Source organism: Nonomuraea sp. NPDC048892 (assembly GCF_040649735.1).
Taxonomy (GTDB): domain Bacteria; phylum Actinomycetota; class Actinomycetes; order Streptosporangiales; family Streptosporangiaceae; genus Nonomuraea; species Nonomuraea maheshkhaliensis.
Genome location: NZ_JBEZFZ010000040.1, coordinates 39,839 through 62,219 on the forward strand (window position 1 = coordinate 39,839; position 22,381 = coordinate 62,219).

The 22,381-nt window shown below is 72.7% G+C and carries 14 protein-coding genes and 1 pseudogene; 5 read left to right on the top strand and 10 right to left on the bottom strand.

What is annotated here, in order from left to right:
- Both AB0C28_RS52285 and AB0C28_RS52290 read right to left on the bottom strand, forming a co-directional pair.
- Entirely contained in the window at positions 1 to 1,215 is a 1,215-nt protein-coding gene (locus tag AB0C28_RS52285) for a macrolide family glycosyltransferase (RefSeq protein ID WP_358084434.1), read from the bottom strand.
- Positions 1,212 to 2,162, bottom strand: a complete 951-nt coding sequence (locus AB0C28_RS52290) for a patatin-like phospholipase family protein (RefSeq protein WP_358084437.1) — start codon at positions 2,160 to 2,162, stop codon at positions 1,212 to 1,214. The genes AB0C28_RS52285 and AB0C28_RS52290 overlap by 4 nt, the downstream gene beginning before the upstream one ends.
- 76 nt (positions 2,163 to 2,238) lie before the next feature.
- Here AB0C28_RS52290 and AB0C28_RS52295 point away from each other — a divergent pair.
- Positions 2,239 to 3,101: pseudogene (locus AB0C28_RS52295) on the top strand (RNA-guided endonuclease TnpB family protein); the annotation flags it as partial.
- 77 nt (positions 3,102 to 3,178) lie between these two features.
- Here AB0C28_RS52295 and AB0C28_RS52300 read toward each other — a convergent pair.
- On the bottom strand, positions 3,179 to 3,901 hold the full coding sequence (locus AB0C28_RS52300) for a TetR/AcrR family transcriptional regulator (RefSeq protein ID WP_358084441.1): 723 nt from the start codon (positions 3,899 to 3,901) through the stop codon (positions 3,179 to 3,181).
- A gap of 133 nt (positions 3,902 to 4,034) precedes the next feature.
- On the opposite strand from AB0C28_RS52300, the gene AB0C28_RS52305 reads away from it, so the two are divergent.
- Positions 4,035 to 5,270 carry a hypothetical protein gene (locus AB0C28_RS52305; RefSeq protein ID WP_358084444.1) on the top strand — a complete coding sequence of 412 codons (1,236 nt, stop codon included), beginning with the start codon at positions 4,035 to 4,037 and terminating at the stop codon, positions 5,268 to 5,270.
- Between the two features lie 113 nt (positions 5,271 to 5,383).
- Positions 5,384 to 6,877, top strand: coding sequence for a phosphoesterase (locus AB0C28_RS52310; RefSeq protein ID WP_358084447.1), 1,494 nt, complete (start codon positions 5,384 to 5,386; stop codon positions 6,875 to 6,877).
- Positions 6,878 to 7,047: 170 nt separating this feature from the next.
- Here the strand turns inward: AB0C28_RS52310 and AB0C28_RS52315 are convergent, their stop codons facing one another.
- From AB0C28_RS52315 to AB0C28_RS52325, 3 genes are all read right to left on the bottom strand, one after another.
- The gene (locus AB0C28_RS52315; RefSeq protein WP_358084449.1) at positions 7,048 to 9,630 is read right to left on the bottom strand and encodes an FtsX-like permease family protein; all 2,583 of its coding nucleotides are present in this window, start codon (positions 9,628 to 9,630) and stop codon (positions 7,048 to 7,050) included.
- Positions 9,627 to 12,719: an ABC transporter permease gene (locus AB0C28_RS52320; RefSeq protein WP_358084452.1), complete on the bottom strand. Its 3,093-nt coding sequence runs from the start codon at positions 12,717 to 12,719 to the stop codon at positions 9,627 to 9,629. The genes AB0C28_RS52315 and AB0C28_RS52320 overlap by 4 nt, the downstream gene beginning before the upstream one ends.
- A 169-nt stretch (positions 12,720 to 12,888) precedes the next feature.
- The gene (locus AB0C28_RS52325; protein ID WP_358084455.1) at positions 12,889 to 13,266 is read right to left on the bottom strand and encodes a MerR family transcriptional regulator; all 378 of its coding nucleotides are present in this window, start codon (positions 13,264 to 13,266) and stop codon (positions 12,889 to 12,891) included.
- 97 nt (positions 13,267 to 13,363) lie between these two features.
- Here AB0C28_RS52325 and AB0C28_RS52330 point away from each other — a divergent pair, with 97 nt between their 5' ends.
- Both AB0C28_RS52330 and AB0C28_RS52335 read left to right on the top strand, forming a co-directional pair.
- Entirely contained in the window at positions 13,364 to 13,822 is a 459-nt protein-coding gene (locus tag AB0C28_RS52330) for a hypothetical protein (RefSeq protein WP_358084458.1), read from the top strand.
- 70 nt (positions 13,823 to 13,892) lie between these two features.
- The gene (locus AB0C28_RS52335) at positions 13,893 to 14,297 is read left to right on the top strand and encodes a helix-turn-helix transcriptional regulator (protein WP_358084460.1); all 405 of its coding nucleotides are present in this window, start codon (positions 13,893 to 13,895) and stop codon (positions 14,295 to 14,297) included.
- A 141-nt stretch (positions 14,298 to 14,438) separates the two neighbouring features.
- Here the strand turns inward: AB0C28_RS52335 and AB0C28_RS52340 are convergent, their stop codons facing one another.
- From AB0C28_RS52340 to fdhF, 4 genes are read right to left on the bottom strand one after another with little or no spacing between them, the layout of a single operon-like run.
- Positions 14,439 to 16,358, bottom strand: a complete 1,920-nt coding sequence (locus AB0C28_RS52340; RefSeq protein ID WP_358084463.1) for a molybdopterin biosynthesis protein — start codon at positions 16,356 to 16,358, stop codon at positions 14,439 to 14,441.
- The gene (gene glp, locus AB0C28_RS52345; protein ID WP_358084466.1) at positions 16,355 to 17,575 is read right to left on the bottom strand and encodes a gephyrin-like molybdotransferase Glp; all 1,221 of its coding nucleotides are present in this window, start codon (positions 17,573 to 17,575) and stop codon (positions 16,355 to 16,357) included. Before glp ends, AB0C28_RS52340 begins: the two co-directional genes overlap by 4 nt.
- Positions 17,572 to 19,317, bottom strand: a complete 1,746-nt coding sequence (locus tag AB0C28_RS52350) for an NAD(P)H-dependent oxidoreductase subunit E (protein ID WP_358084468.1) — start codon at positions 19,315 to 19,317, stop codon at positions 17,572 to 17,574. The genes glp and AB0C28_RS52350 overlap by 4 nt, the downstream gene beginning before the upstream one ends.
- A complete protein-coding gene (fdhF, locus tag AB0C28_RS52355) occupies positions 19,318 to 22,293 on the bottom strand; it encodes a formate dehydrogenase subunit alpha (protein ID WP_358084471.1) in 2,976 nt (991 codons plus the stop codon).
- Between the last annotated feature and the right edge of the window lie 88 nt (positions 22,294 to 22,381).

A 22,381-nucleotide genomic window follows, 5' to 3' on the forward strand; every position in this document is an offset into this window, starting at 1 on the left:
TCAGCTCTCCCGCCGCGCGCCCACCGAAACCGGCCGGCCGACCCGCTCCAGCTGGTGCTCGATCTCGTCGGCGGCACGCACGTAGCCGCCGGCCTCGTGCTGGGCCACCCGCAGGGCTGCCGCCGCCTCGCGGAAGCGCGGCTCGCCGAGCAGGCGGCGGGCCAGGGCTTGAACGGCGCCGGCGGTGGCCTCCCCGGTACGGATCGACAGGCCGGCGCCCAGCTCGACCACCCGGCGGGCCACGAGCGGCTGGTCGGCGCCCTGCGGGACCAGCAGCATCGGCACCCCGGCGTACATGGCCTCGTTCACACTGTTCATCCCGCCGTGCGTGACGAACAGCGCCGCGTGCTCCAGCAGCTCCGGTTGCGGGACGAAGCGGCGGGCGAACACGTTGCCCGGCAGCGGGTCCAGCGCGGCCGGATCGACCGCCCCGGTGGAGACGATCACGGTGCCGCCCAGCGGCGCCAGCGCGTCGGCGAACGTCCGCAGCAGCCGCGGGCCGGCGTTGAACACCGTGCCCAGCGACGCGTACAGCACGGGTGCCCGCAGGCGGCCGATCGGGAACGACGGGTCTCGCGGCCGCGCGCCGACGCTCGGGCCGACGAACCGGTACGACGGGTCGAAATCGCCGGCGCCGGGCTGGAACGCGCGGGAGGTGAAGACCAGGTTGAGCGGCTCGCGTACGTTCGCCAGGTCCACCAGCGGCACCCCGTGCGTCCGGTGGCGGCGGTGCAGCGCCCACCGCGCGCGCAGGAACCCCAGCGCGGCGCCGGGCCTGGCCAGCGCGGAGACCAGCAGCTCCGCCGAGCCGCGGGTGGGGCTGGGCACGTTCCTGCCGAACGCGAACGTGGTGAACAGCGCCGCCGCCGGCACCCGGAGCTCGCGGGCGGCGACCGCGCCCCACGGGCAGGCGGACCCGTGCACGATCAGGTCGGGCCCGATGCCGCGCAGGTCGGCGAGGACGGCGGGCAGCAGGCCGGTGGAGGCGCGGGCGAGCGCGTCCAGCATCGTGATCGGCATCGGCGGGTCGGGCACCGGCTGGTCGCCCCCGGGGTAGGGGCGCACGGTCGCGCCGGTGGCCTCGACCTCCTCCGCGAACGCGGGTGAGGTGTGGTACGTGACGCGGTGGCCCCTGCGGACGAGCTCGGCGGCGAGGGGCAGGGTCGGGTTGACGTGGCCGTGCAGAGGGATGTTCAGGAACGCGATGGTGCTCATCGGACGGCTCCCAAGGCGGTGGGGAACGACTCGGCTCCGGCCCGGTAGAGGCCGGGCCCGCTGACGCACAGTCCGTCGAGGAAGCGGCCCGCCTCGACGGACGCGGTGGCGATCAGCCGCTCGGCCTGGCCGAAGTCCCATGGGGCCGGCCAGGTCTCGATGCCGGTCGGCACCACGACGGTGGGGATGCGGCGCGACACCTCGTGCAGGTCGCGCTCGATCTGATGGTGCAGCAGCAGCTGACCGGCCCTGGCCGCGACGGCGCCGGCCCAGCGGGGCGGGACGACGGGACGCGGCGCCCCGCTCTCCGGCCCGGTCGACAGCACGACCACGCTGGCCGCACCCGCCTGCAGCGCCGCCCGTACCGGGACGAACGCCACCACGCCGCCGTCCACGAGCCGGCGGCCCTCGCGGTCGACCGGCGGCAGGATGCCGGGGATGGCGGCGCTGGCCAGCAGCGCGGACTCGAGGTCGCCGTGGTCGAGCAGCGCCTGGTCGCCGGTGGCCAGGTCCATGGCCACCGCGGTGAAGGGCACCGCCAGCTCTTCGATCCGCGCGGGCAGCCCGGCCCTGGCGATCAGCCGGCGCAGGCCGCGGTCGGCGAAGAGGCCGGCGCGGGAGGGCAGGCAGCCGAGCGGGAACACCTCGCGGCGGCGTACGTGGGTCCACACCCGAGCCAGCCAGGGTGCGGCCTGTCCCGGGTGGGCGGCGGCGATGGCTCCGTTGAGCGCGCCGACCGAGGTCCCGACGATCAGGTCGGGGACGAAGCCGCGCTGCTCCAGGGCGTACCCGACGCCGACCTGCGCGGCTCCGAGCACTCCCCCGCCGCCGACCACCACCGCCACGGGGCGGGGCAGGGCGCCCAGGCCCGCCGTTGCCGAGGTCGTCGCCCGCGCCGGCGGCGTCGTGAGCCGGGGAGGCTGAGCCCGGCGACAAATGATGGTCATCAGAAACCTCCGAGGAAACCCCGCCTTCAGGCGGGGGAGGAATCGGACCCCTGCGGAGCAGGGCAGGAACAGGCGATTCGCCGCCAAGCGCGCCAAGTACCCGACGTTCAAGAGCAAGAAGAAGTCGCGCCTGTCGGCGGAGCACACGCGTTCGGCGTTCCGCTGGCGTGACGGTGAGTTGACGCTGGCGAAGATAGACGGCCCGCTTCCACCCGCAGCACAGAACGTAGGCGTGGATGCGGGCATCACCGCCCTGGCCACACTCTCCACCGGAGAGAAGGTCGTCAATCCTCGTCACGAGCGCCGCGACCGGCGCAGAGCCGGCCAAAGCCCAGCGAGCGCTCGCCCGCAAGGAGATGGCAGTAACAACCGGGCGAAGGCCAAGCCGAAGGTCGCCAAGGTGTACGCCCGAATCGCCGACCGCAGGACAGACCACCTGCACAAGGTCACCACACGGCTTGTTCGCGAGAACCAAGTGATCGCCGTGGAAGACCTGGCCGTCCGCAACCTGGTCGGCAATCACTCGCTGGCCCGCGCCATCCCGGACGCGGCCTGGCGCGGGATGCGGTCGATGCTCGAGTACAAGGCCGCCTGGTATGGGCGCACGCTGGTGGCGGTGGACCGCTGGTTGCCCTCCTCCAGGCTGTGCCCGGCCTGCGGCGCCTTGCGAGAGAAGATGCCGCTGAACGTCCGGATGCGGGAGTGCGCCTGCGGCACGGTCCACGACCGGGACGTCAACGCGGCCAGAGACGTGCTCGCCGCCGGGCCGGCGGCGAACTGAAACGCCTGTGGAGCTGGTGTAAGACCTCAACGAGAATCCTCTCGGGCGGGCGGCTGGCCGTGAAGCAGGAAGACCCATGGGCGACCATGGGACTCCGCTCCTTCAGAGGGGGAGGATGTCAACGTCCGCCCTCTCTCACCAGCGGCTTCCTCGATTAGTATCACATGATACTGTCGCATTCGTAACCAATGTGAGAGTGTGACTCGTCACAGGCCCTGCCGAAGGCCCGCGTCGGTCAGGGAACGCGCAGGCGAGGGCTGCGTTCGAGGCCGAGGATGCCCAGCAGGTGGTCCATCATGTGCTCGAACAGCGGCATCGGGTCGTCGAACGCGAAGTTGTGATGCTCGTACACGACCATGCAGAGCAGCCCGTAGATCTGCCGCCAGCAGATGACCATGAGCAGCACCACCCCGATCGGGAAGTCCAGCCCCACGCGCGCCCGGTAGGTCCGCAGCTGCTCCGCCAGGACGGGATCGATGTCCTCGTCGGCCTGGATGCGCAGCCGGCCTTCGCGCCACAGCCGGGCGAAGGGCACCCCGAAGAAGCCGCCCAGCTCGCGGGCGATGACCGTCGGGATGCCTTCCTCCGAGTCGGCGATCTTGGCGTAGGCGGCGCCCATGAGCAGGTCGAACTCGACCTTGTTGGCCATCGACCAATCGAGCACGGCCCGGGTGGCGGCGTGCAGGTGGGAGCTGAGGTCGTCGGGGTCCTGGCGGCGCACGGCCTGGGCGAGGGTGTCCATGAACTCCGCCGTGACGTCGTCGTAGACGGCGCGGACGAGCCCCGCCCGGCCGTCGAAGTAACGGTACAGAGCGGGCGGCGTCACCCCCACGGCCCGGGCCACGGCGGCGACGGTGAGCCCTTCGACGCCCTCTTCCGCCGCGAGCCGCCTGGCGGCGGCCCTGGCGTCGCGTTCGAGCTCGGCCCGCAGTCGTTCGCGTCGCGTCAACTCTGTCACAGGCCTAGTTTCGCGGCTCCCGGCCATGCCCGCGAGCCGCGAGCAGGCCGCGCCCGCCACTTGCGGTGAACATCCATCACATGGTTAATGGTATTCACTCTTTTACGGATCATCATCGAATGGAGTCCTCCTGATGGGCACCCTCCGCGGAACGGCAGCGGCCGTCGCGTTCCTGCTCGCCACCACCGCCTGCGCGGCGGCACCGGAACCCGCCGCCGTACCCCCGGCCACGCGCAACTCTCGCGCGGAGTCCCTGGCGGAGGCGGCGAAGAGCCTGCCCGCTCTGCTCGCCGCACGGGGCCCGGTGGCCTGCTCGCGGGACGGTGCGCACTGGCGGGTCACGGCGTACGACGACGCCTTCCGTACGCCCGCCGCGACCTTCTCCAGCGCCATGCTCCAGCCCCTGCTGACCGAGATCGCTACCAATGGCCGGAAGGCGGTCGTGCGAAGCCTTTGCGGCGAGACCGGCGACCCCGGCATCAGCCCGGTCTCCCCGGACGGGCGCAGGCTCGCCGTCCAGGTCGACGGCGCGTCCGGCAGCGATCCGACGCACGTCGGCTGGCTCGACCTCGGCACCGGCGCGTTCACCGACCTCACCGAGCGGTCGAACATGAAGGGGTACGTGACGAAGACGTTCTCCGACAGCCGGCCCGGTTTCGCGTCCGACGGCTCGTTCTGGTTCCGCCGCGGCCTGCGGTTCTACTCGGCCGCCCAGGACGGAACGCCGGTCGCGCGCCGGCTCAGCATGGCGTGCGTCAAGAACGAGAGCGAGGAGATCTACTACCGCGTCGTCGGGCAGGTCGCCGTCGTGTGCCCGGGCACCGTGCACCCGTCTGGCAGGTTCGCCGCCGACCCCACCACCGTGGCCAAGGGCATGAGGTCGGTACGCGGCGCGGAGCTCGACCTCGTCGGCCGGACGATCGTCGGTCATGACGACGAGCCGATGATGAAGCCGTTCGGCATGGAGGTCGTCGTGCGTGACGGCGGCGGGCTGCGCGACTGCCTGCCCCTCGCCTGGCTCGGCGCCGCCGAATTGCTCTGCCAGGGCGGGAGCAACGACTTCTACACCGCGCGGGTCTCGCCGCGGCTGGCGCGGGACGACATCGAGTACGTCCAGGACACCGAGGTCGAGGTGATCAAGGAGATCGCCCCCGCCACCGAGTCCGCGATCCTGTCTGTGGCGCTCACGAAGGACCGCCGTTCCCTGATCATCGCCTCCTCCGCGAACGACGGCGCCGGTGTCGGCAAGCTCTACCGCACAGGGCTGGAGCCGCCGTCGGGCCTGGTGGAGCTCGGGCCGATCCCGCCGGAGTCGAAGGACCATTTCACCTTGCTGAACAACTTCCAGCACCCGTTGGACCGGCCCTGAGCGCCGAGACGCTGCGCAGCGTTCTGGGTGTCTCCTGCGGCCATTCATGTCGTGTTCATCCCCCTATTGGAGGTTTGTCAGCTGTCACCCTTATCTGCAGGAAAGGCAGCACTGTGAGGAACAAGAAGGCCGAGGAGACCGAGCACTCCGGGCTTTCCCGACGCCGTCTGGTCAAGTACGCCGGCGTCGGCGCGACCCTGGCCGCGGCGGCTCCCCTGATCGGCGGCACCCCGGCGCAGGCGGACGACGAGCGTACGTTCGCCGCCGGCGGCAACAACGGCCGGATGTGGCGGGCGGGCGATCACCACGTCCACTCGGAGTACAGCGGTGAGTTCGACACCAAGACGAACCCGCCGACCTTCCACAAGGGCGCGGACGCGGTCTACCCCATCGTCACCAACGCCATCATGGCCAAGTATTTCGGCCTGACCTGGGCGATGTGCACCGACCACGGCGGCCCGACGCACTCGAAGGTGAACTTGGAGCAGGCCTACCCCGACCTGCTGCGGTCACGGGTGCTGGTGCCGGAGGTGCTGCAGTTCTGGGGGATGGAGTTCGACGCGCCTGCGCTGGACCACCACACCCTGATGATCCCGCACCACGACGGGGAGGCGCAGCAGCTGTTCGAGCTGGAGAGCCGCTTCGCCAAGTTCGACGCCTTCCCGACCGATCCGGGCCGCGACACCGAGGCCAAGATGGTGGAGTTCCTCAAGGCCGCCCGCGGCATGAACCGCAAGCCGCTGGTGATCGCCCACCACGCCTCCCGGTCGGCGACGGGGCTCGGCGTGTGGGGGCAGGACACGCCGCGTGAGTTCCGTAACGGCAACAACGCCGCCCCCGACGTGTACGTGGGCTTCGAGGGCGCGCCGGGCCACCAGGCGGGCCCGCTGAACGGCGGCTCCCGCGGCGGGTACGGCAACCACCCCACCTACGGCGGATTCGACCAGATGACCGCCCGCGTCGGCGGCCTGTGGGACTCCCTGCTGGGCGAGGGCCGGCACTGGTGGATCACCGCCACCTCCGACTCCCACGTGCACTGGACCCGCGGCGGCTCCGACTTCTGGCCGGGCGAGTACAGCAAGACGTACGTGGCGGCCCGGCAGGACTACGGCGACATCATGGACGGCCTGCGCAACGGCCGGATCTTCGTCACCACCGGCGACCTGATCACCGCGCTCGACGTGACCGCGAGCAACCAGGGCCGCCGGGCCACGGTGAGCGAGACGCTCGTCGTCAGCAACCGGGGCCGCACCGACGTCGAGGTGGAGATCCGCTTCCGTCCCCTGGAGGGGAAGAACGGCAACGGCGACCGTCCCGAGGTGCAGCGGGTCGACCTGATCGCAGGCCAGGTCACCGGCGTGAGCTCGGACCTCGACGCCGCCACCAACCCCACCACGAAGGTCGTGGCCCGCTTCGGCCCCCGCGACTGGCGCCGCCAGGGCAAGGATGTCGTCATCCGGCACACCCTGCGCGACGTGGGCCAGGACAGCTACCTGCGGGTGCGCGGCACCAGCACGGACGAGATGGAGCCGCAGGCCGACGGGAAGGAGAGCCCGTGGGAGGACCTGTGGTTCTACTCCAACCCGGTCTTCATCCGCGTCCGCTGACGCCCTGACCGGGGCGGCCCGCGACGGGCCGCCCCGGTGCTCGCGTCCCCATCTCCGTCCGGGGTGGACGGTCCCGCTCAGGCGCCGCCCACACGACGAGCGTCATGCTGACGCGTCGCCCACACGGAGGGCGGCGTGCTCAGGTGTCGCCCACACGGAGGGCGGCGTGCTCAGGTGTCGCCCACGCGGAGGGCGGCGTCGAGGGCGCGGCGGCGGCTCATGGCGGTGTGCGCGTACGCCCCCAGCACCGCGCACAGCCCCAGCCCGGCCGCCAGCGCCACCGGCGTGAGCAGGCCGGGCGGGTGCTCGGTGACGGGCAGGCCGCCGGCGAACGCCGACATGTCCACGCCCGGCCCGAGCGCGGCCGGCAGGCTCAGGCCCAGGGCCAGGCCGACCGGCGCCGTGATGAGGACGACGGGCAGCAGTTCCAGCAGGGTCAGCCGCCGGGCCTGGCGGTCGGACAGCCCGAGCGTGCGCAGCAGCGAGACCGTCCTGGCCCGCCCGGCGGCCCCGGCGGCCAGCGACAGCACGATCGCGACCAGCGCGTACGCCCCCAGCGCCACCGTCACCACGACCATCGTGGTGCGGACCGTGCCGGTGAGCGGGTCGGCCCGGATCCCGGCCAGCGCCGCCTCCTGCGTCTCGACCGTGGCCGAAGGCACGAGGCGGGCCAGCTCAGCGGGCGTGATGTCGCCCTTGATCAGCAGCGTGTCGGCCGCCGGCCAGGGCAGCACCTCCTGCGACACAAGGAGGAACTGCCCACTGGCGTAGAACCCGGGCACCGCGTCGATCACGCCCTGGGCGTTCAGCCGTACCGGCGACAACCACGTGATGTCGAACGAACCCCGGCTGTCCAGGGCGGGCGAGAGCAGCGCGGAGTTCTTCCCGGACAGCTCAGGCAGCGCGATCGGGGCGTCCTCGTTGACCCGGCGCCACGCCGCGAGGTCCACGGCGACCGCGTACGGCCACTCTCCCGTGGCCTTGACCTGCACCCGGCCGGTCAGGGCGAGCGCCACCCGCTCGACGCCTGGCGCCCGTCGTACCCGATCGACCACGTCGGCCGGGAGGTTGCCCTCCGTCGTCAGCTTGATCGGCGCGCCCACCTTCTGCCAGGACGCCACCTGCTGCGTGGTGGTGATCCCGTCGTGCACCACCGCGGCGAACACCGACAGGCTCAGCGCGGGCAGCAGGATCAGCACCGGCAGCGCGCCCGCCGACCGCTCCCTGGCGGCCCTGGCCAGGCCCAGGAACGGCACCGCCGCCCGCCCCCGCGCGGCCAGCCCGACGAACAGCCGCAGCGGGTACGGGTGGCACCGCAGCGTGATCAGCGCGGCCGCCACCGTCAGCGCGACCGGGATCAGCAGCAGGAACGGATCCTGCTGCGCGGTGCCAGACGGCCCTCTGGCCCGCAGCAGGTACGCCCCCACCAGGGCGAGCACGACGACCAGCGCCTCCACCGTCAGCCGCCGCGCGGACGGCCGGGCGGCGACCAGGTCGGCCCGGCGCTCGTTCAGCGGCGCGCGGTGTGCGAGCACCAGGCGCGTCACGGCGAACGCCATGGCACCGGCGGCCACGGCCGCGGGACCGGCGTGCACGATGGGCAGCACGGGCCCCGGCAGCAGGTACGACAGCGCGTACCCGGCCAAGGCCGCGGGCACCACCGTGAGCGCGGTCAGCGCGACCCCGGCCACCGCCACCTGCCGCAGCGACGCGCCGCGCGCCCGCGCCAGGGACAGCGCGGGCTCCAGCCGGTCGGTCAGCAGCCGCACGCCCAGCACGATCACGCCGAGCGCGACCGCGAACAGGCCGCCGAGCAGCAGGTACATCACGGTCTGCGCGGCCGACAGCGCGACCTGGAAGGCGCCCAGCAGATCGGGCAGCCCGGTGACGACGCGGTAGATGATGCTGCCCGTCCCCTGGACGTCCACTTGCCGTTCGAACTCGGCGAGCGCGGCTTCGACGTCCGGCACGCCCAGCGCGCTCGCGGCCCGCCCGTCGAGGGGGAGGACCCAGCGGTAGGACAGGGTGCGTTCGCGGTTGGCCAGCGCGGCCAGGCCGTCGTCCGACATCAGCGTCGTGGTGTGCAGTTCCTCCGGCGCGTCCAGCGGTACGATCCTGGTGACGTGCAGGACGTCGGCGTCGTGAGTCCAGGCGCGGTCGGCCGGGTCTCTGGCCTTGAAGACTCCGACGATCTTGGCGGCGGTGTGCACGCTCCCGCCGAGCATCATGGTCCGGCCGACGCGCAGCCCCATCCGGGCCACCGCCTCCTCCACGACGCCCACCTCGATGACGGGGATCGTGGTGCCCACGTACTGCATGGTGAACGGCTTGCCGGGCGCGCGGCCGCTCACCCACTCCACCCGCCGGTCGGCGTCGGACAGCCAGCCGAGGTTGGCGAAGGTACGGATCCCGCTCGCGCCGGCGACGGGCGTACGGGAGGTCTTGGCGCTGATGTGGCCGCCGGACCCGATCATGGGCCGCAGCGCCGCCGGGATGAGCCGGCGCCAGCGCAGGCCGGCGTCCTCGAACTGCGCGCGTGAGCGCAGCTCGCCGGGCGGCAGGACCGGGGCGCCGGTGACGGCCACGTCGGCCCGCACCGCTGGTGCGCCGGCCAGCGACCGGCGCAGTGCCTGGTCGAACGAGGCCTGCATCGTCCTGGGCAGCCCGGCGAGGAGCAGGCAGGCGACCGCCGTCAGCACGGCGATCAGCGCGAACGTGCCCGCGTGCGCCCGTACGCCCAGAGGGATCGTCACCGCTCCTCCAAGGTCTGCCCCCGCCACACCCGCCGGGCCAGCCCGGCCACGATCGCGACCAGCACCGCCGTGACCAGGACCAGCATCGCCGCGACCGCGGCCCACGGGACGTGGAACAGCACACCGGGCGTGACCGCCGACGCCTGCCCGGTCAGGACGACGCGCGGCACCACCAGGCTCCCGACGAGCACGGCCAGCCCGGTGCCGGCCGCGAGCGACAGCCCGATGACGAACGCCTGCTCGGTGACCAGCATCCCGAAGACCTGGCGGAAACCGGCGCCCAGGGCCCGCAGCACGGCAAACTCGGCCCGCCGCTCCCGCGCCGCGACCACGGCGTTGACCAGGAACCCGAGCACCGCGAACCCGAGCGCGGCGGCGAACCCCAGGGTCAGCGCGCCCTGGAGCGCGCCGGCCAGCGGGTCGTCGCGCAGCTCGGCCGCCAGCTCCCGGCGGTCGATCGCGGTCACGTCCCATTGAGGGTTGCGGCGCAGGATCTCCCGCGCGGGCGCGGTGCCCGCGGCGGCGAGCCACCATTCGGTGGCGGGCCTGGACGGCTGGGCGGAGGCCAGCTCGTACGTCTGCAGCGTCTCCCAGTCGGCGAGCACGGCCTGCTGGGCGGGGGCGCTGGTGGGCATGCTCGTCACGATCCCGGCCACGACGACCTGGACGACCCGGCCGGCCAGGCGGACCGTTCCGCTCTGGCCGATGTCGAGCTTGAACGTGACGGCCAGACCGGGGGTGATCACCACGGGCAACGGCCCAGGCTCCCCGGCCTCGCCGCGCACCCCCGAGAGGCCCGACTCGCCCTTCCCCGGCACCTCCGACTTCGCCGGCGGCTCGAAGGTGACGATGCCGTGCGGGCGAGAGACGGCCCCGGCCACGGGCACGTCCAGTCCGTCCGCCTTCAGCCCGGTCAGCCTCGGGCCGGCCTGCTCGCCCGCCACGAGCCCGCGTACCGACAGCGGATAGGCGATCCGCCCGGCGCGCCCGGCCAGCGGGGCCAGATCGACCTCGACCAGGTTGGGACCCCACTTCAGCTCGCCGAGCGGCAGGTCGCGCCAGACGCCCAGCGCGTCGGAGATCACCAGCCGGGCCGTCGCGGCGGCGCGGGTCGCGACCCGCACGGTGAGGGTGCGCGGCCGTCCCGGCAACTCCAGCCGGCCCGCCCGGTCGCCGGGCAGCGCCCGCGCCAGCTCAGCCACGCTCAGCTCCGACAGGTCGGGACGCAGCCGGAACAGCTCGCCGAGCCGGCCCGCGTCCAGGGCGAGCAGCAGCGCGCTCTCGCCGCCCACGTCGGTCTGCGCCCGGAAGGCGGGCGAGGCGGCGGTGACGCCGGGTAACGCCGTGAACGCCGTGCCCCGGCCGAGCGCCCCCAGCTCAGGCCCTTCTGCCGGCCCGGACAGGCGCAGATCGGCCGACGCCTGGTGATCGGCCTGATCGCCTTGCGAGGCTTGCCAGGTGGAGGTGGTGGCCATGGAGACGACGCCGATCGCGACGGCCAGGGTGAGCAGCAGCGCCGGGCCCGCGTACTTGAGCGGCCGCCGGCTGACCTGCCAGGCCCCCATCGCGGCGACCAGCGTGGGCCGCCTGGACGTCACCCGTTCGGCCAGCTTCGACACCCGAGGCACCAGCCGCAGCCCCAGTAAACCCCCTGCCAGCAGGGCCAGCGCGGGCCCGGAGATGATCAGCGGATCGATGCCCAGCCCGCCGGCCGCCGTCTCGGTGACCGGCGCGCCGTACCGCTGGAGCTGCCAGATGGCCAGCGCGGCCACCGCCAGCAGCGCCAGGTCCGCGCCCGCCCCCTGGATCAGGCCGCGCCGGCCGCCGCGCCCGCGCGCCGTCTGCTCCTCCACGTACGTACGCCGCGCACCCGCCACGGCCGGCAGCGCCAGCAGCACGGCCGCCGCCAGCGCCACCCCACCCGACACGAGGAACGTGCCCAGATCCGCTACCGGCGCAAGCCGCACCCCCGACGCGCTGATCCAGGGCAGCATGGTGACCAGCGCGAGCAGCGGCGGGCCGAGGAACGGCGCCACGATCGCACAGGGCAGCGCCACCAGCAGCGCCTCGCCGCCCGCCAGCGCCACCAGCCGCAGCGTGCCCGCGCCGCGCGAACGCAGCAGCGCCACCTCCATCCGGCGGTGGTCGGCCAGCAGCCGCGCGGTCAGCATCAGCGCGTACGCGGCCAGCAGCAACAACTGCAGCACCGGGATCAGCATGGTCGAGCGGGCCACCAGCGAGGCGGTGCCGAGCTGGATGAGCAGTTCGGGCAGCTCACCGGCGGTCACGCAGCTCACGCAGCCGGCCTTCGTCAGCCGCTCCCCGACCCGGCCGACGGCCTCGGCCAGCGGGCGCAGCCGCTCGGGGGTCAGCGCCCCGAGCTCCGGTTCGGCCGCCCAGACGGCCCTGACGCCGGTGGCGAAGCGCCCGGCGAACGTCTCCCTCGCCACCATCAGCGGCCCGTACGTGGTGTATTCGCCGCGCTCCACGCCCCGGCGCAGCAGTTCCTCGCCGGCCCAGCGCTCGTCGGCGGGGTCGTCGAGCCGGAAGACACCCACCACGCGGACCTGCACCGGACGCCCGTCGAGCCGCGCCTTCGGCACGAGCTCGGAGCCGGGACGGAACCCGGTGGCCGCGGCCGCCGGCTCCGAGACCACCGCCTCGACGCTCTCCCCTCCGGCCCGCGGCCACCTGCCCGCGACCAGCCGGGCGTGCCGGTCGAGCCCGTCGTGACTGCCGAACCGCAGCAACTCGGGCAGTTCCTCGCCGTCCTGCCCCGGCATGACATAGGAGTCGGAGCGCAGGCTGGTGGTGACCGCCGGCGCCGCCCCGTACGCCGCCGCCAGCTCGCCACGCACCAGCCGGTCGTACGTCGGGAAGGTCCTGGCATCGACCTGAGCGCTGATCGTGGTGGTCGTCTGCCGATACGAGGCCGTCTCCAGCGCCCTGCGCACGCCCGCGCCGGCGATGGAGGAGGCGTACATGGTCAGCGCCACCAGCGTGGTCGTCGCCAGCAGGATCGAGACCGTCGCGGCCAGGAGGAGCGGCGGCTCACCGAGTGCCCGCTTGACGACCAGCGGCCCCCGCATTCCCTGTCTCCTTCCCGCAGCCCGGCGCGAGCGCTTCAGTCGACGAACATCCGCGGCTTCGGCGTTTTCGGCGGTTTTGATCGGCGCACGAGTATTTCAGGCAGCGCGCCCGATACGCGAGCCCGCAACCACGTCAGTCGGCATGCGGATAGGCGAGCCGGCAGCTATTTCAGTCGGCGTGCGGATAAGCCAGCCGGCAGCACCCTGCCCGGCAATCACTCAGAGTCTCCACAGCGGCGCGCCTCGCCCGGCCCAACTCGGCGATCTTGCCATCGATCCGATCCACCACCGCTTCCAGCCGCCAGCGCTCACTGTCACAGGTGGCACCACCACGATCGTGCGCGGCCAGGGCATCGACGATCTCGTCCAGGGTGAACCCGAGCTCTTGCAGGCTCTTGGCCATCCGGATGCGTTCAACCGCGGCGGCGTCGAAAACGCGGTATCCCGAGGGCCGGCGCCGGGCGACAGGCAGGATCCCGCGCCGCTCATAGAAACGGACCGTATCCACACTGACCCCGGCCTTGTGCGCGACCTGCCCGATCTTCACGGCGCAACCCCTTGACTCTGGACCAGGCTCCAGACTCTACGGTTCGAAGTGACGGCACCACAAGAGCGCTGACCGCCCCACCCGGAGGAGCCCAAAGGTGAACATTCCCCCCGCTTCCACCCCGATCGTCTGCGACATGACCACCGCCTCCGACACGCCCCAGGAGCGCCTGGACGAGTACCGCCACCTGTTCACCCGCCACCTCACTGCCCGCGAGCGCACCGAGCAGGGCATCCGCTTCCGCCTCCGCGCCGAACCGGGCACAGCGGCCTGGGTCCGCGACCTGGCCGCCCGTGAGAAGGCCTGCTGCGCCTTCTTCGCCTTCGACGTCACCGTCGAGGACGGCGAGGTGCTCTGGGACTGCGCGGTCAGCGACGACGACACCGCCCGCGCCCTCCTGGAGGAGTACTACCTCCTCCCCGACCAGACCCACCAGAGCCCGGAAGCCTTGGAACACCACCTGTCCGCCAAGGGCCTCCACTTCACCACCGACCCGACCCACCCACACCGGCACCCGCCGGCCCAGCACCCAGGCGGAGACGCCGACGCCCGGTAGCAGCGGCCTCCGGTGTGACGCTGGACCGGCAGCGCCGTATATAAGGTGAAGCCGATCATTGGAGGTAGGCATGGACCATGACGTCGCCGCTCTGCTCGGTATCGACCTGGATGATCCCGATGTTCGGCGGGAGAGCGCAGCGGTCGAACGCGACATGCGTCTCATCGAGGCCCTCGTCGGCGTGCGTAAGCAGCTTGGGCTGGCGCAGAGCGAGGTGGCGGACAGGATGGGGCGGAGTCAACCCGCGGTGTCCGACTTCGAGCGAGTCGGTGGAGATCCACGCCTGTCCACGGTTCGCCGGTATGCCCTGGCGATCGGTGCGGAGGTCCACCACCTCGTCAGAACGGAAGGCACCGCGACGTGTGGCACCGCGTCAACGTCTGCGAGCGTGGTGATCGAGGGACTGACCGGCCCGGTGGCCCCGTCGCCCACTCGTGGTGGGAACACACTGGAGCTGAAGAGGGCTGTCGCCTGATGCAAAGTTTCCTGGTACGGAGGCGGAGTGGAGTACCACCGTTCATGACGATCGTTCGCTCACTGATGTTGTTCGCGCTGGCGGCGCTCCTGGTGATCATGTACGCCCCGCGCGGCTGACGGCCCCGGCCCCAAGCGCAGGTCAGCGGATGCGGCGGCCCGTTTCGGCACAGGAGTAGCCGCCCAGCGCCTCCACCTCTGCCCGGAACTCCGGTCGTTCCAGCAATTCCCACAGCGGCGCCAGCAGTTCCTCCTCCAACGTCCCGGTACGCAGCACCAGGTCGTACGGCTCCCGCGCCACCGGCACGAAGTCCAGCCCGAAGGCGCGCGCGGCGGCCAGGATGCCCAGGCCGGTGTCCGCGCGGCCGGCCGCCACGGCGGCGGCGACGGCGAGGTGGGTGTGTTCCTCGCGGGAGTAGCCGGACACCTCACGCGGGTCGATGCCGAGGCCGGCCAGCTCGTGGTCGAGCAGGGCGCGGGTGCCGGCGCCGCGCTGGCGGTTGACGTAGCGCAGGTCGGGTTTGGCGAGGTCGTCGATGCCGGTCAGGCCGAGCGGGTTGCCGGGGGCGACGATGAGGCCCTGGTCGCGGTGGACGAGCCGGATGACGGCGACGTCGGCGTCCGCCCCGAGCAGGCGGTCCACGTACGGGAGCGTGTAAAGGCCGGTGGCCGGGTCGAGCAGGTGTGAGCCGGCCACGTGGCAGAGGCCGTCGCGCAGGGCCACCAGGCCGCCGAGGGAGCCGACGTTCGACGACGCCAGGGTGATGAGCGGGTCGGCGGCGCGCAGGGCGGAGGCGGCGAGGTCGAGCACCATGTCGTGCGAGCCGATGGCGACGATGGTGCGGCCGATCTCGGACAGGCCACGCAGCAGCTCGACCCGGACCTGCTCCCCGGCGTGGTGGCCTTCCACCCCGGAGGGCACGACGAGCAGGCCGTCGGCGCGGACGAGGGAGGTGAGCACGCCGGCGCCCCTGGGCAGCGGGGTGGCCACGAGCCGGTCGCGGACCCGGCCGAGGCGCACGCGTACCCAGTCGTCCATGCCGATGGCCGACGGCAGCTTCCTGGCCAGGTGCGCCGTGGCGGTGGGGCGTTCGCGCGGCGCGGCGCCCTCCAGCTCGGCGAGCGCGGGTGCGGCGAAGATGTCGAACGTGAGCGCCGCCGACACCGGGTAGCCGGGCACGCCGATCACCGGCGTCCGCTCGACCGCGCCGAGCACGACGGGATGGCCGGGACGCACGGCGACCCCGTGGACGGCGACGACGCCGGCCTCGGCGACCACGCGGGCGGTGTAGTCGTCGCGTCCCGCGCTGGAGCCGGCGATGAGCAGCACCAGGTCGGCGTCCTGAACCGCCTCCATGAGCACCGCGGTGATGGCCGCGGGGTCGTCGGGAACGATGTCCGTGACGCGCGCCGAGCAGCCGGCCTCCCTGGCCTGCGCGGCCAGCATCATCGAGTTGGTGTCGAGGATGTCGCCGGGCGCGAGTTCGGCCCCGACGGGGCGGATCTCGTCGCCGGTCGGCACGATCACCACGCGCGGCGCGCGGCGGACGCCGACCTCGACGACCCCGGCCGCGGCGCAGGCGGCGACGTCGACGGGGCGCAGCCGGTGTCCCTCGGGCAGCAGCAGCTCGCCGGCGCTGATGTCCTCGCCGATGGAGCGGACGTGCTGGTACGGAGGTACGGCCGCCCGCAGCTCGGCCTCCCCGTCCTGGGTGCGGTGGACGTGCTCGCGCATGACCACGGCGTCGTATCCCTCGGGCAGCGGGTCACCGGTGTCGACCACGGCGAAGTCGCCGTGGGCCAGCAGCACCGGGGTGGTGTCGGCCGCGCCGACGGTGTCGGAGGCGCGGACTGCGATGCCGTCCATGGCCGCGGCGTCGAAGGCGGGCGAGGAGCGCAGCGCCCATACGGGCTCGGCGGTGACGCGGCCGACGGCGGACCCGACCGGCATGCGGACCGGGCCGACCCGGGCGGGGCAGCCGGCCGCGGCGCGGGCCTCGCGCCAGACGGTGAGCGCCTGGGCCGCGGGCACGTCGGAGACGAAGGGACTTTCAGCGCTCATCTGTACAGGGTGACCTCTACCTCGGTGCCCGCGTCCAGCCCGGTGGCCGGTTCCGGCACGATCACGTAACCGTCGGCGCGGGCCAGCACCGACAGTAGCGCCGACGGGCCGAAGATCGGCTCGGCCACGCCGTCGCGTACGCCGACTTGGACCACGTCGAGGCGGCCGGCCGCCGAGGCCAGGTCGCGGGAGAGCCGGGCGCGGGTGCTCGGCTGCGGCGGCGGGTTCTCGCAGCCGGCGATGCGCCACACCAGCGGCACGCCGACCTGCCCGAACACCACCAGGGCGGACAGCGGGTTGCCAGGCAGCCCGATGAGCGGCACGCCGGAGCACTCGGCCAGCAGTGTGGGTTTGCCGGGTTTGATGGCGATTCCGTGGCACCAGACCTGGCCGATCGCGGCGACCGCGCCCGCGGTCTCGTCGCGTGCGCCGACCGACGAGCCGGCCGAGACGACGACCAGGTCGGACTCGGGCAGCACCGCGGCCAGCCGGTCCTTGAGCGCGCCGGGCTCGTCGGGGACGATGCCGGCGATCCACGGCTCGCCGCCCGCGTCGGCGACCAGCCCCGCCAGCGCGGAGGCGGTGGCGTCGCGCACCTGCCCGGCGGTGAGCCGGGCGGTGCCGGGCGGCACCACCTCGTCGCCGGTGGACACGATCGCCACCCGGGGGCGGCGGTGCGCGGAGATCTCGTTCACCCCGGCGGCGGCGAGGAAGCCGAGGTCGGGGGCGCGCAGCGGCCGGCCGGCGGGGGCCAAAACGCCGCCGCGCGCGACGTCCTCGTCGGCGCGGACGATGCCGGCGCCCGGCGCGACGGGCCTGGTCACCTCGATCGTGCCGGGCATCGTCTCGGCGGTGTACTCGACCATCACCACGGCGTCGGCGCCGTCCGGGATCACTCCACCGGTCGGCATCGCGACGCAGCCGCCGGGCCGCACCGCCCCGTCGGGCTCGGCGCCCATCCGTACCGCGCCGAGCAGGTCGAGGTAGGACGGGAGCCCGTCGGAGGCGCCGTAGGTGTCGGCCGCCCTGACCGCGAAGCCGTCCACGGTGGAACGGGCGAAGCCGGGCAGGTCGGCGGGCGCGGTGATGCCGGCGACGGGCACCCGGCGCAGCGCCCGCGCCAGCGGGACGCGCTCGGCCGGCGTACGGCGGGCGGGCCGGAACCCCTCGCGAACCTCGGCGAGGGTCCTGGCGGTGAAGAACTCCCTGCCGCTCAACGGTCCGGCTGCTCCTTCGAGCCGCCGGGGCGGGGTTGCGGCCGGGCCGCCGCGCCGCCCTTGTCCAGCCCCAGCACGGACACGACCGGGCCGAGCGCCACCTGCCCGAGCCCGCAGATGGACGTCTTGCGCATCGTCTCCTCCAGTTGCAGGATCCGGCCCCTGCGCGCGTCGTCGAGGGCGCCGGAGCCGGAGTCCAGCGTCTCCCGCAGGAGCTCGTGCGCCTTGGTGGAGCCGACCCGGCAGGGCACGCACTTGCCGCACGACTCGTTGCGGAAGAAGCGCAGCACGTTGGTCGAGGCGGCCAGCAGGTCGGTGCCCTCGGCCAGCACCACCAGGGCGCCGGAGCCGAGCATGGTGCCGGCCTCGGCGAGCGTGCCGAAGTCGAGCGCCAGGTCGAGCCGGTCGGGGCCGATGAAGTTGGAGGACGCGCCGCCCGGCTGCACGGCTCCGACCTGCGCGCCGCCGAGCACGCCGCCGGCCAGGTCGATCAGGGCGTGCACGGTGGTGCCCATCGGCACGCAGTAGACGCCGGGGTTTTCGACGTGCCCGGAGACGGCGAAGAACTTCCAGCCGACGCTGTCGCCCTCGCCCTGCTCGGCCCACCAGTCGGCGCCGCGCTGCAGGATCACCGGCACGTCGGCGAAGGTCTCCACCGAGTTGATCAGCGTGGGGCGGCCGTGCAGGCCGTAGTTGCCCGGGAAGGGCGGCTTGTTGCGCGGCTCGCCGCGGTGGCCCTCCATGCACTCCAGCAGCGCGGTCTCCTCGCCGAGGATGTAGCCGCCGGGCGAGACGAAGATGTCGGCCTCCAGCCGGCGGCCGCTGCCACAGGCGTCCGGGCCGATCACGCCCGCCTCGCGCAGTGCCGCGAGCTCCGCGCGCAGCACGCGCTCCTCGGGGCCGTACTCGTGCCTGATGAAGATCCAGCCGTGCTCTGCGCCGGTCACGGCCATGCCGAGCAGCAGCCCCTCGATGACGAGGTGCGGCTGGTCGGTGAGGATCTGGCGGTCCTTGAACGTGCCCGGCTCGGACTCGTCGGCGTTGCAGATCGCGTATTTGACGCCGCCCGGGTCGGTGGCGGCGACCAGGCCCCACTTCCGGCCGGTGGGGAACCCCGCGCCGCCCATGCCGCGCAGCCCCGACGCCTCCAGCGTGGCCACCACGCTCTCTGCGCTCATCTCGCCGGCCAGCAGCGCGCGCAGGCTGGCGTATCGGGACGCGACGCCGGAGCCGGCCGGGTACGGGTCGTTCGGCCAGGGTTCTGCGCGGCCCGTGACACCGGCCTCAGCGATCTCGGCGTCGCGGGCGGCGGCCACGAGCGCGTCGACCTCGGTGGCCGGCGCCGGATGCTCGTTGACGGCCACGGCCGGGGCGCTGTCGCAGCGGCCCAGGCAGGAGACCTCGTTGAGCTCGATCTCGGTGTCGTCGCCGTAGCGGGCGCGGATCGCGGCGATCCGGTCGTCGGCCGAACGCAGCCAGCACGACAGGTCGTGGCAGACGCTGACCTGCACCTTGGCCGGCGGCGTCGTACGGAAGTGCGGGTAGAAGGAGATGAGCCCCTGGATCTCGTAGAGCGGCCGGCGCATGGTGCGCGACAGCTCCTCCAGCTCCTCCCGGGGCAGCCAGCCCAGCCGCGCCTGGATGGCGTTGAGCGCCGGGATCAGCGACGGGCCGGGAAACTTGCCGGCTCGTGCCTCGACGCCGGGGACCCGCGGACGTCCCGTCTCGAAACTCAGGGTCATTCAGACACTTCCCATGTCGTTCAGAGGTCCGGTGCTGAGCGGCTCGGCCTGCCGATCGCCCAGCGCCTCGACCTGGATCGCGCAGAACTTGAACTCGGGGATCTTGCCGAAGGGGTCGATCTCGTCGATGGTCAGCAGGTTCGCCGCCGCCTCACGGAAGTGGAACGGGATGAAGCAGTTGCCGAGCTGCTCGCGGTGGGAGACGCGGACCTGCAGTTCGATGGAGCCGCGCCGGGAGCGTACGCGGGCCATCTGCCCGTGCGCCAGGCCGCGATCGGCGGCGTCCTTGGGATGCATGTAGACCTCGGCGACCGGCGAGATCGCGTCGAGCGCGTACGACCGCCGCGTCATCGATCCGGTGTGCCAGTGTTCGAGCAGCCGGCCGGTGTTGAGCACCAGCGGGAACTCCCCGTCTGGCAGCTCCTTGGCCGGCAGCCACTGCGCCGGGACAAGGTGGGCGAGGCCGTCGTCGGTGTTGAACCGCTCGTCGAACAGCACCACGGTGCCGTCGGAGTGGTCGGGGTCGGCGTTGGGGTAGAGCTTGCCGCTCAGCCCCAGGTTGTCGTGGCGCAGGTTCGCGTACGACGGCATGAGCGCCACCATCTCGTCGAACACCTCGCTCGCGGAGGTGTAGGACCAGTCGAGCCCGATCCGGCGGGCGATGTCCTGGATGATCTCCCAGTCGACCCTGGCCTGCCCCGGCGGATCCATCACCTTGCGGCCGAGCTGCACGCGCCGGTCGGTGTTGGTGTAGCTGCCGTCCTTCTCCAGGTAGGACGACGCGGGCAGGATGACGTCGGCGAACTCGGCGGTCTCGGTCAGGAAGATGTCCTGGACCACCAGGAAGTCGAGCTGCGACAGCGCCTTGCGGACCTTGTTGATGTTGGGGTCGGACAGGAACGGGTTCTCCCCCAGCATGTACATGCCGCGCACCCCGCCCGGCTTCAGCACCGAGCCGATGATCTCGGTGACGGTCAGCCCGCGGTCGGGGTCGAGCTGCGTGCCCCACGCCTCCTCGAACCTGCGCCGGGTGCCCTCCCGGTCGACCCCCTGGTAGTCGGGGTAGAACATGGGGATCAGCCCCGCGTCGGAGGCGCCCTGGACGTTGTTCTGCCCGCGCAGCGGGTGCAGCCCGGTGCCGGGACGGCCCACGTTGCCGGTGATCGAGCAGAGCGCGATCAGGCAGCGGGCGTTGTCGGTGCCGGTGGTGTGCTGGGAGATGCCCATGCCCCAGTAGATGACGCCGGCCTTGGCCTCGCCCCAGACCCGTGCGACCTGGCGGATCAGGTCGGCGTCGACGCCGGTGATCTGCGCGGCGCGCTCCGGCGGGTATTCGTTGACCGTGCGCACCAGCTCCTCGAAGCCGGAGACGCGGGCCCTGATGAAGTCCATGTCGATCAGGCCGAGCCTGATCACCTCGTGCATGATCGCGTTGTAGAACGCCACGTCGGTGCCGGGCTTGACCTGGCAGTGGTAGTCGGCGTGCTCCGACACCGTGCTGGCTCGCGGATCGACGTAGATGATCTTCGTGCCGCGCCGGCGGGCCTGCTTGAAGAAGGAACTGGCGACGGGGTGGTTCGCCGTCGGGTTGGACCCGGTGATGATCACGACCTCGGCGTTGGCGACGTCGCCGTACGTGGTCGAGACCGCGCCGGAGCCGACCCCTTCGAACAGCGCGGCCACCGACGAGGCGTGGCACAGCCGGGTGCAGTGGTCGACGTTGTTGGTGCCGAACCCGGCCCTGATCAGCTTCTGGAAGAGGTACGCCTCCTCGTTGGAGCACTTCGCCGAGCCGAACCCGGCGATGGCGCCCGCGCCCTGCTCGGCGTGGATCTCCTTGAGCCGCCGGGCGACGAGGTCGAGCGCCTCCTCCCAGGTGGCCTCGCGGAAGTGCGGCAGTACCTCGTCGTAGTCGACCAGGCCGCCGGGCTTGCGCCGGCCGTCCTTGCGGTTCTTGCTCAGCCCGGAGCCGCGTCCCCCGCCGCTGCGGCCGCCTCCGCCGCCGGCCCGCCCCCGGTCGTTGTGGGCGTCGCCGCGCACGTCCGCCGACAGCGGGCCCTTGGGGTAGGAGGAGTCCACCCTGATCAGCGGCACGGTCAGCCGCTGCGGCGAGGCCGCGTAGTCCCAGCCGTAGCGGCCCTTGACGCACAGCCGGCTCTTCGAGCCCGGCTGGTCGCGGCCCTCGGCGAAGGCGATGGCGCCGCGCTCGCGGTCGACGTAGTAGGTGAGGGCGCAGCCGACGCCGCAGTACGGGCAGACGGTGTCGACCGCGTCCAGCTCTTCCCGGGGCCTGATGGGGACGTCGTTGATCGCCTTGTTGGTCAGGGCGCCGGTGGGGCACGCCTGCACGCACTCGCCGCAGGTCACGCACGAGCTGGCGCCCATGGGGTCGTCGAGGTCGAACGAGATCGTGGTCGAGTAGCCCTTGCCCGAGCGGCCGATGACGTCGTTGCCCTGGATGTCGTCGCACGCGCGTACGCACCGGTCGCAGAGGATGCACGCGTCGTGGTCGACCGCGATGACCGGGTTGGAGGTGTCGAGGCCCCGGCCTGAGCCGCACGGCAGGCCGGCCGTCTCCTTGGCCACGTCGAACCGGTCGGCCAGATCGAGCAGCAGGTTGTCGCCGGTGGTCGTCTGCTTCGGGTCCTCCTCGCGGGGCGGCTGGTCGGACAGCAGCAGCTCGGTCAACGTGGCGCGGTTGCGCTCCAGCTCGGGCGTGCTGGTCTTGACCTCCATGCCGTCCTCGCACGGGCGCACGCACGCGGCGGCGAAGGCCCGCCCGCCCGTGTCGACCACGCACATGCGGCACACCCCGACGGGGTCGTACCGCTCGTTGTGGCACAAGACCGGAATGTCAATGTCCACTGACTTCGCGGCGTCGTAGATGGTGGTGCCCTCGGGCACGCTCACCTCGCGACCGTCGATCTCGACGGTCACGGTCCGTACGGCGGTCGCCGGCTCCTCGATCGTCGTCATCTCAACCTCACCATGAGAGCACCGCAATTCGGCATACTGAATACGGCATACACTATGTCAGGCAATGTACCCCTTCGAGTGGCCGATC

Excerpts from the sequence above, each read along its gene's own strand:
- AB0C28_RS52285 (WP_358084434.1), bottom strand. The coding sequence starts at position 1,215 with ATGAGCACCATCGCGTTCCTGAACATCCCTCTGCACGGCCACGTCAAC.
- AB0C28_RS52290 (WP_358084437.1), bottom strand. The coding sequence starts at position 2,162 with ATGACCATCATTTGTCGCCGGGCTCAGCCTCCCCGGCTCACGACGCCG.
- AB0C28_RS52305 (WP_358084444.1), top strand. The coding sequence starts at position 4,035 with ATGGGCACCCTCCGCGGAACGGCAGCGGCCGTCGCGTTCCTGCTCGCC.
- AB0C28_RS52320 (WP_358084452.1), bottom strand. The coding sequence starts at position 12,719 with ATGCGGGGGCCGCTGGTCGTCAAGCGGGCACTCGGTGAGCCGCCGCTC.
- AB0C28_RS52335 (WP_358084460.1), top strand. The coding sequence starts at position 13,893 with ATGGACCATGACGTCGCCGCTCTGCTCGGTATCGACCTGGATGATCCC.
- AB0C28_RS52340 (WP_358084463.1), bottom strand. The coding sequence starts at position 16,358 with ATGAGCGCTGAAAGTCCCTTCGTCTCCGACGTGCCCGCGGCCCAGGCG.
- AB0C28_RS52350 (WP_358084468.1), bottom strand. The coding sequence starts at position 19,317 with ATGACCCTGAGTTTCGAGACGGGACGTCCGCGGGTCCCCGGCGTCGAG.
- fdhF (WP_358084471.1), bottom strand. The coding sequence starts at position 22,293 with ATGACGACGATCGAGGAGCCGGCGACCGCCGTACGGACCGTGACCGTC.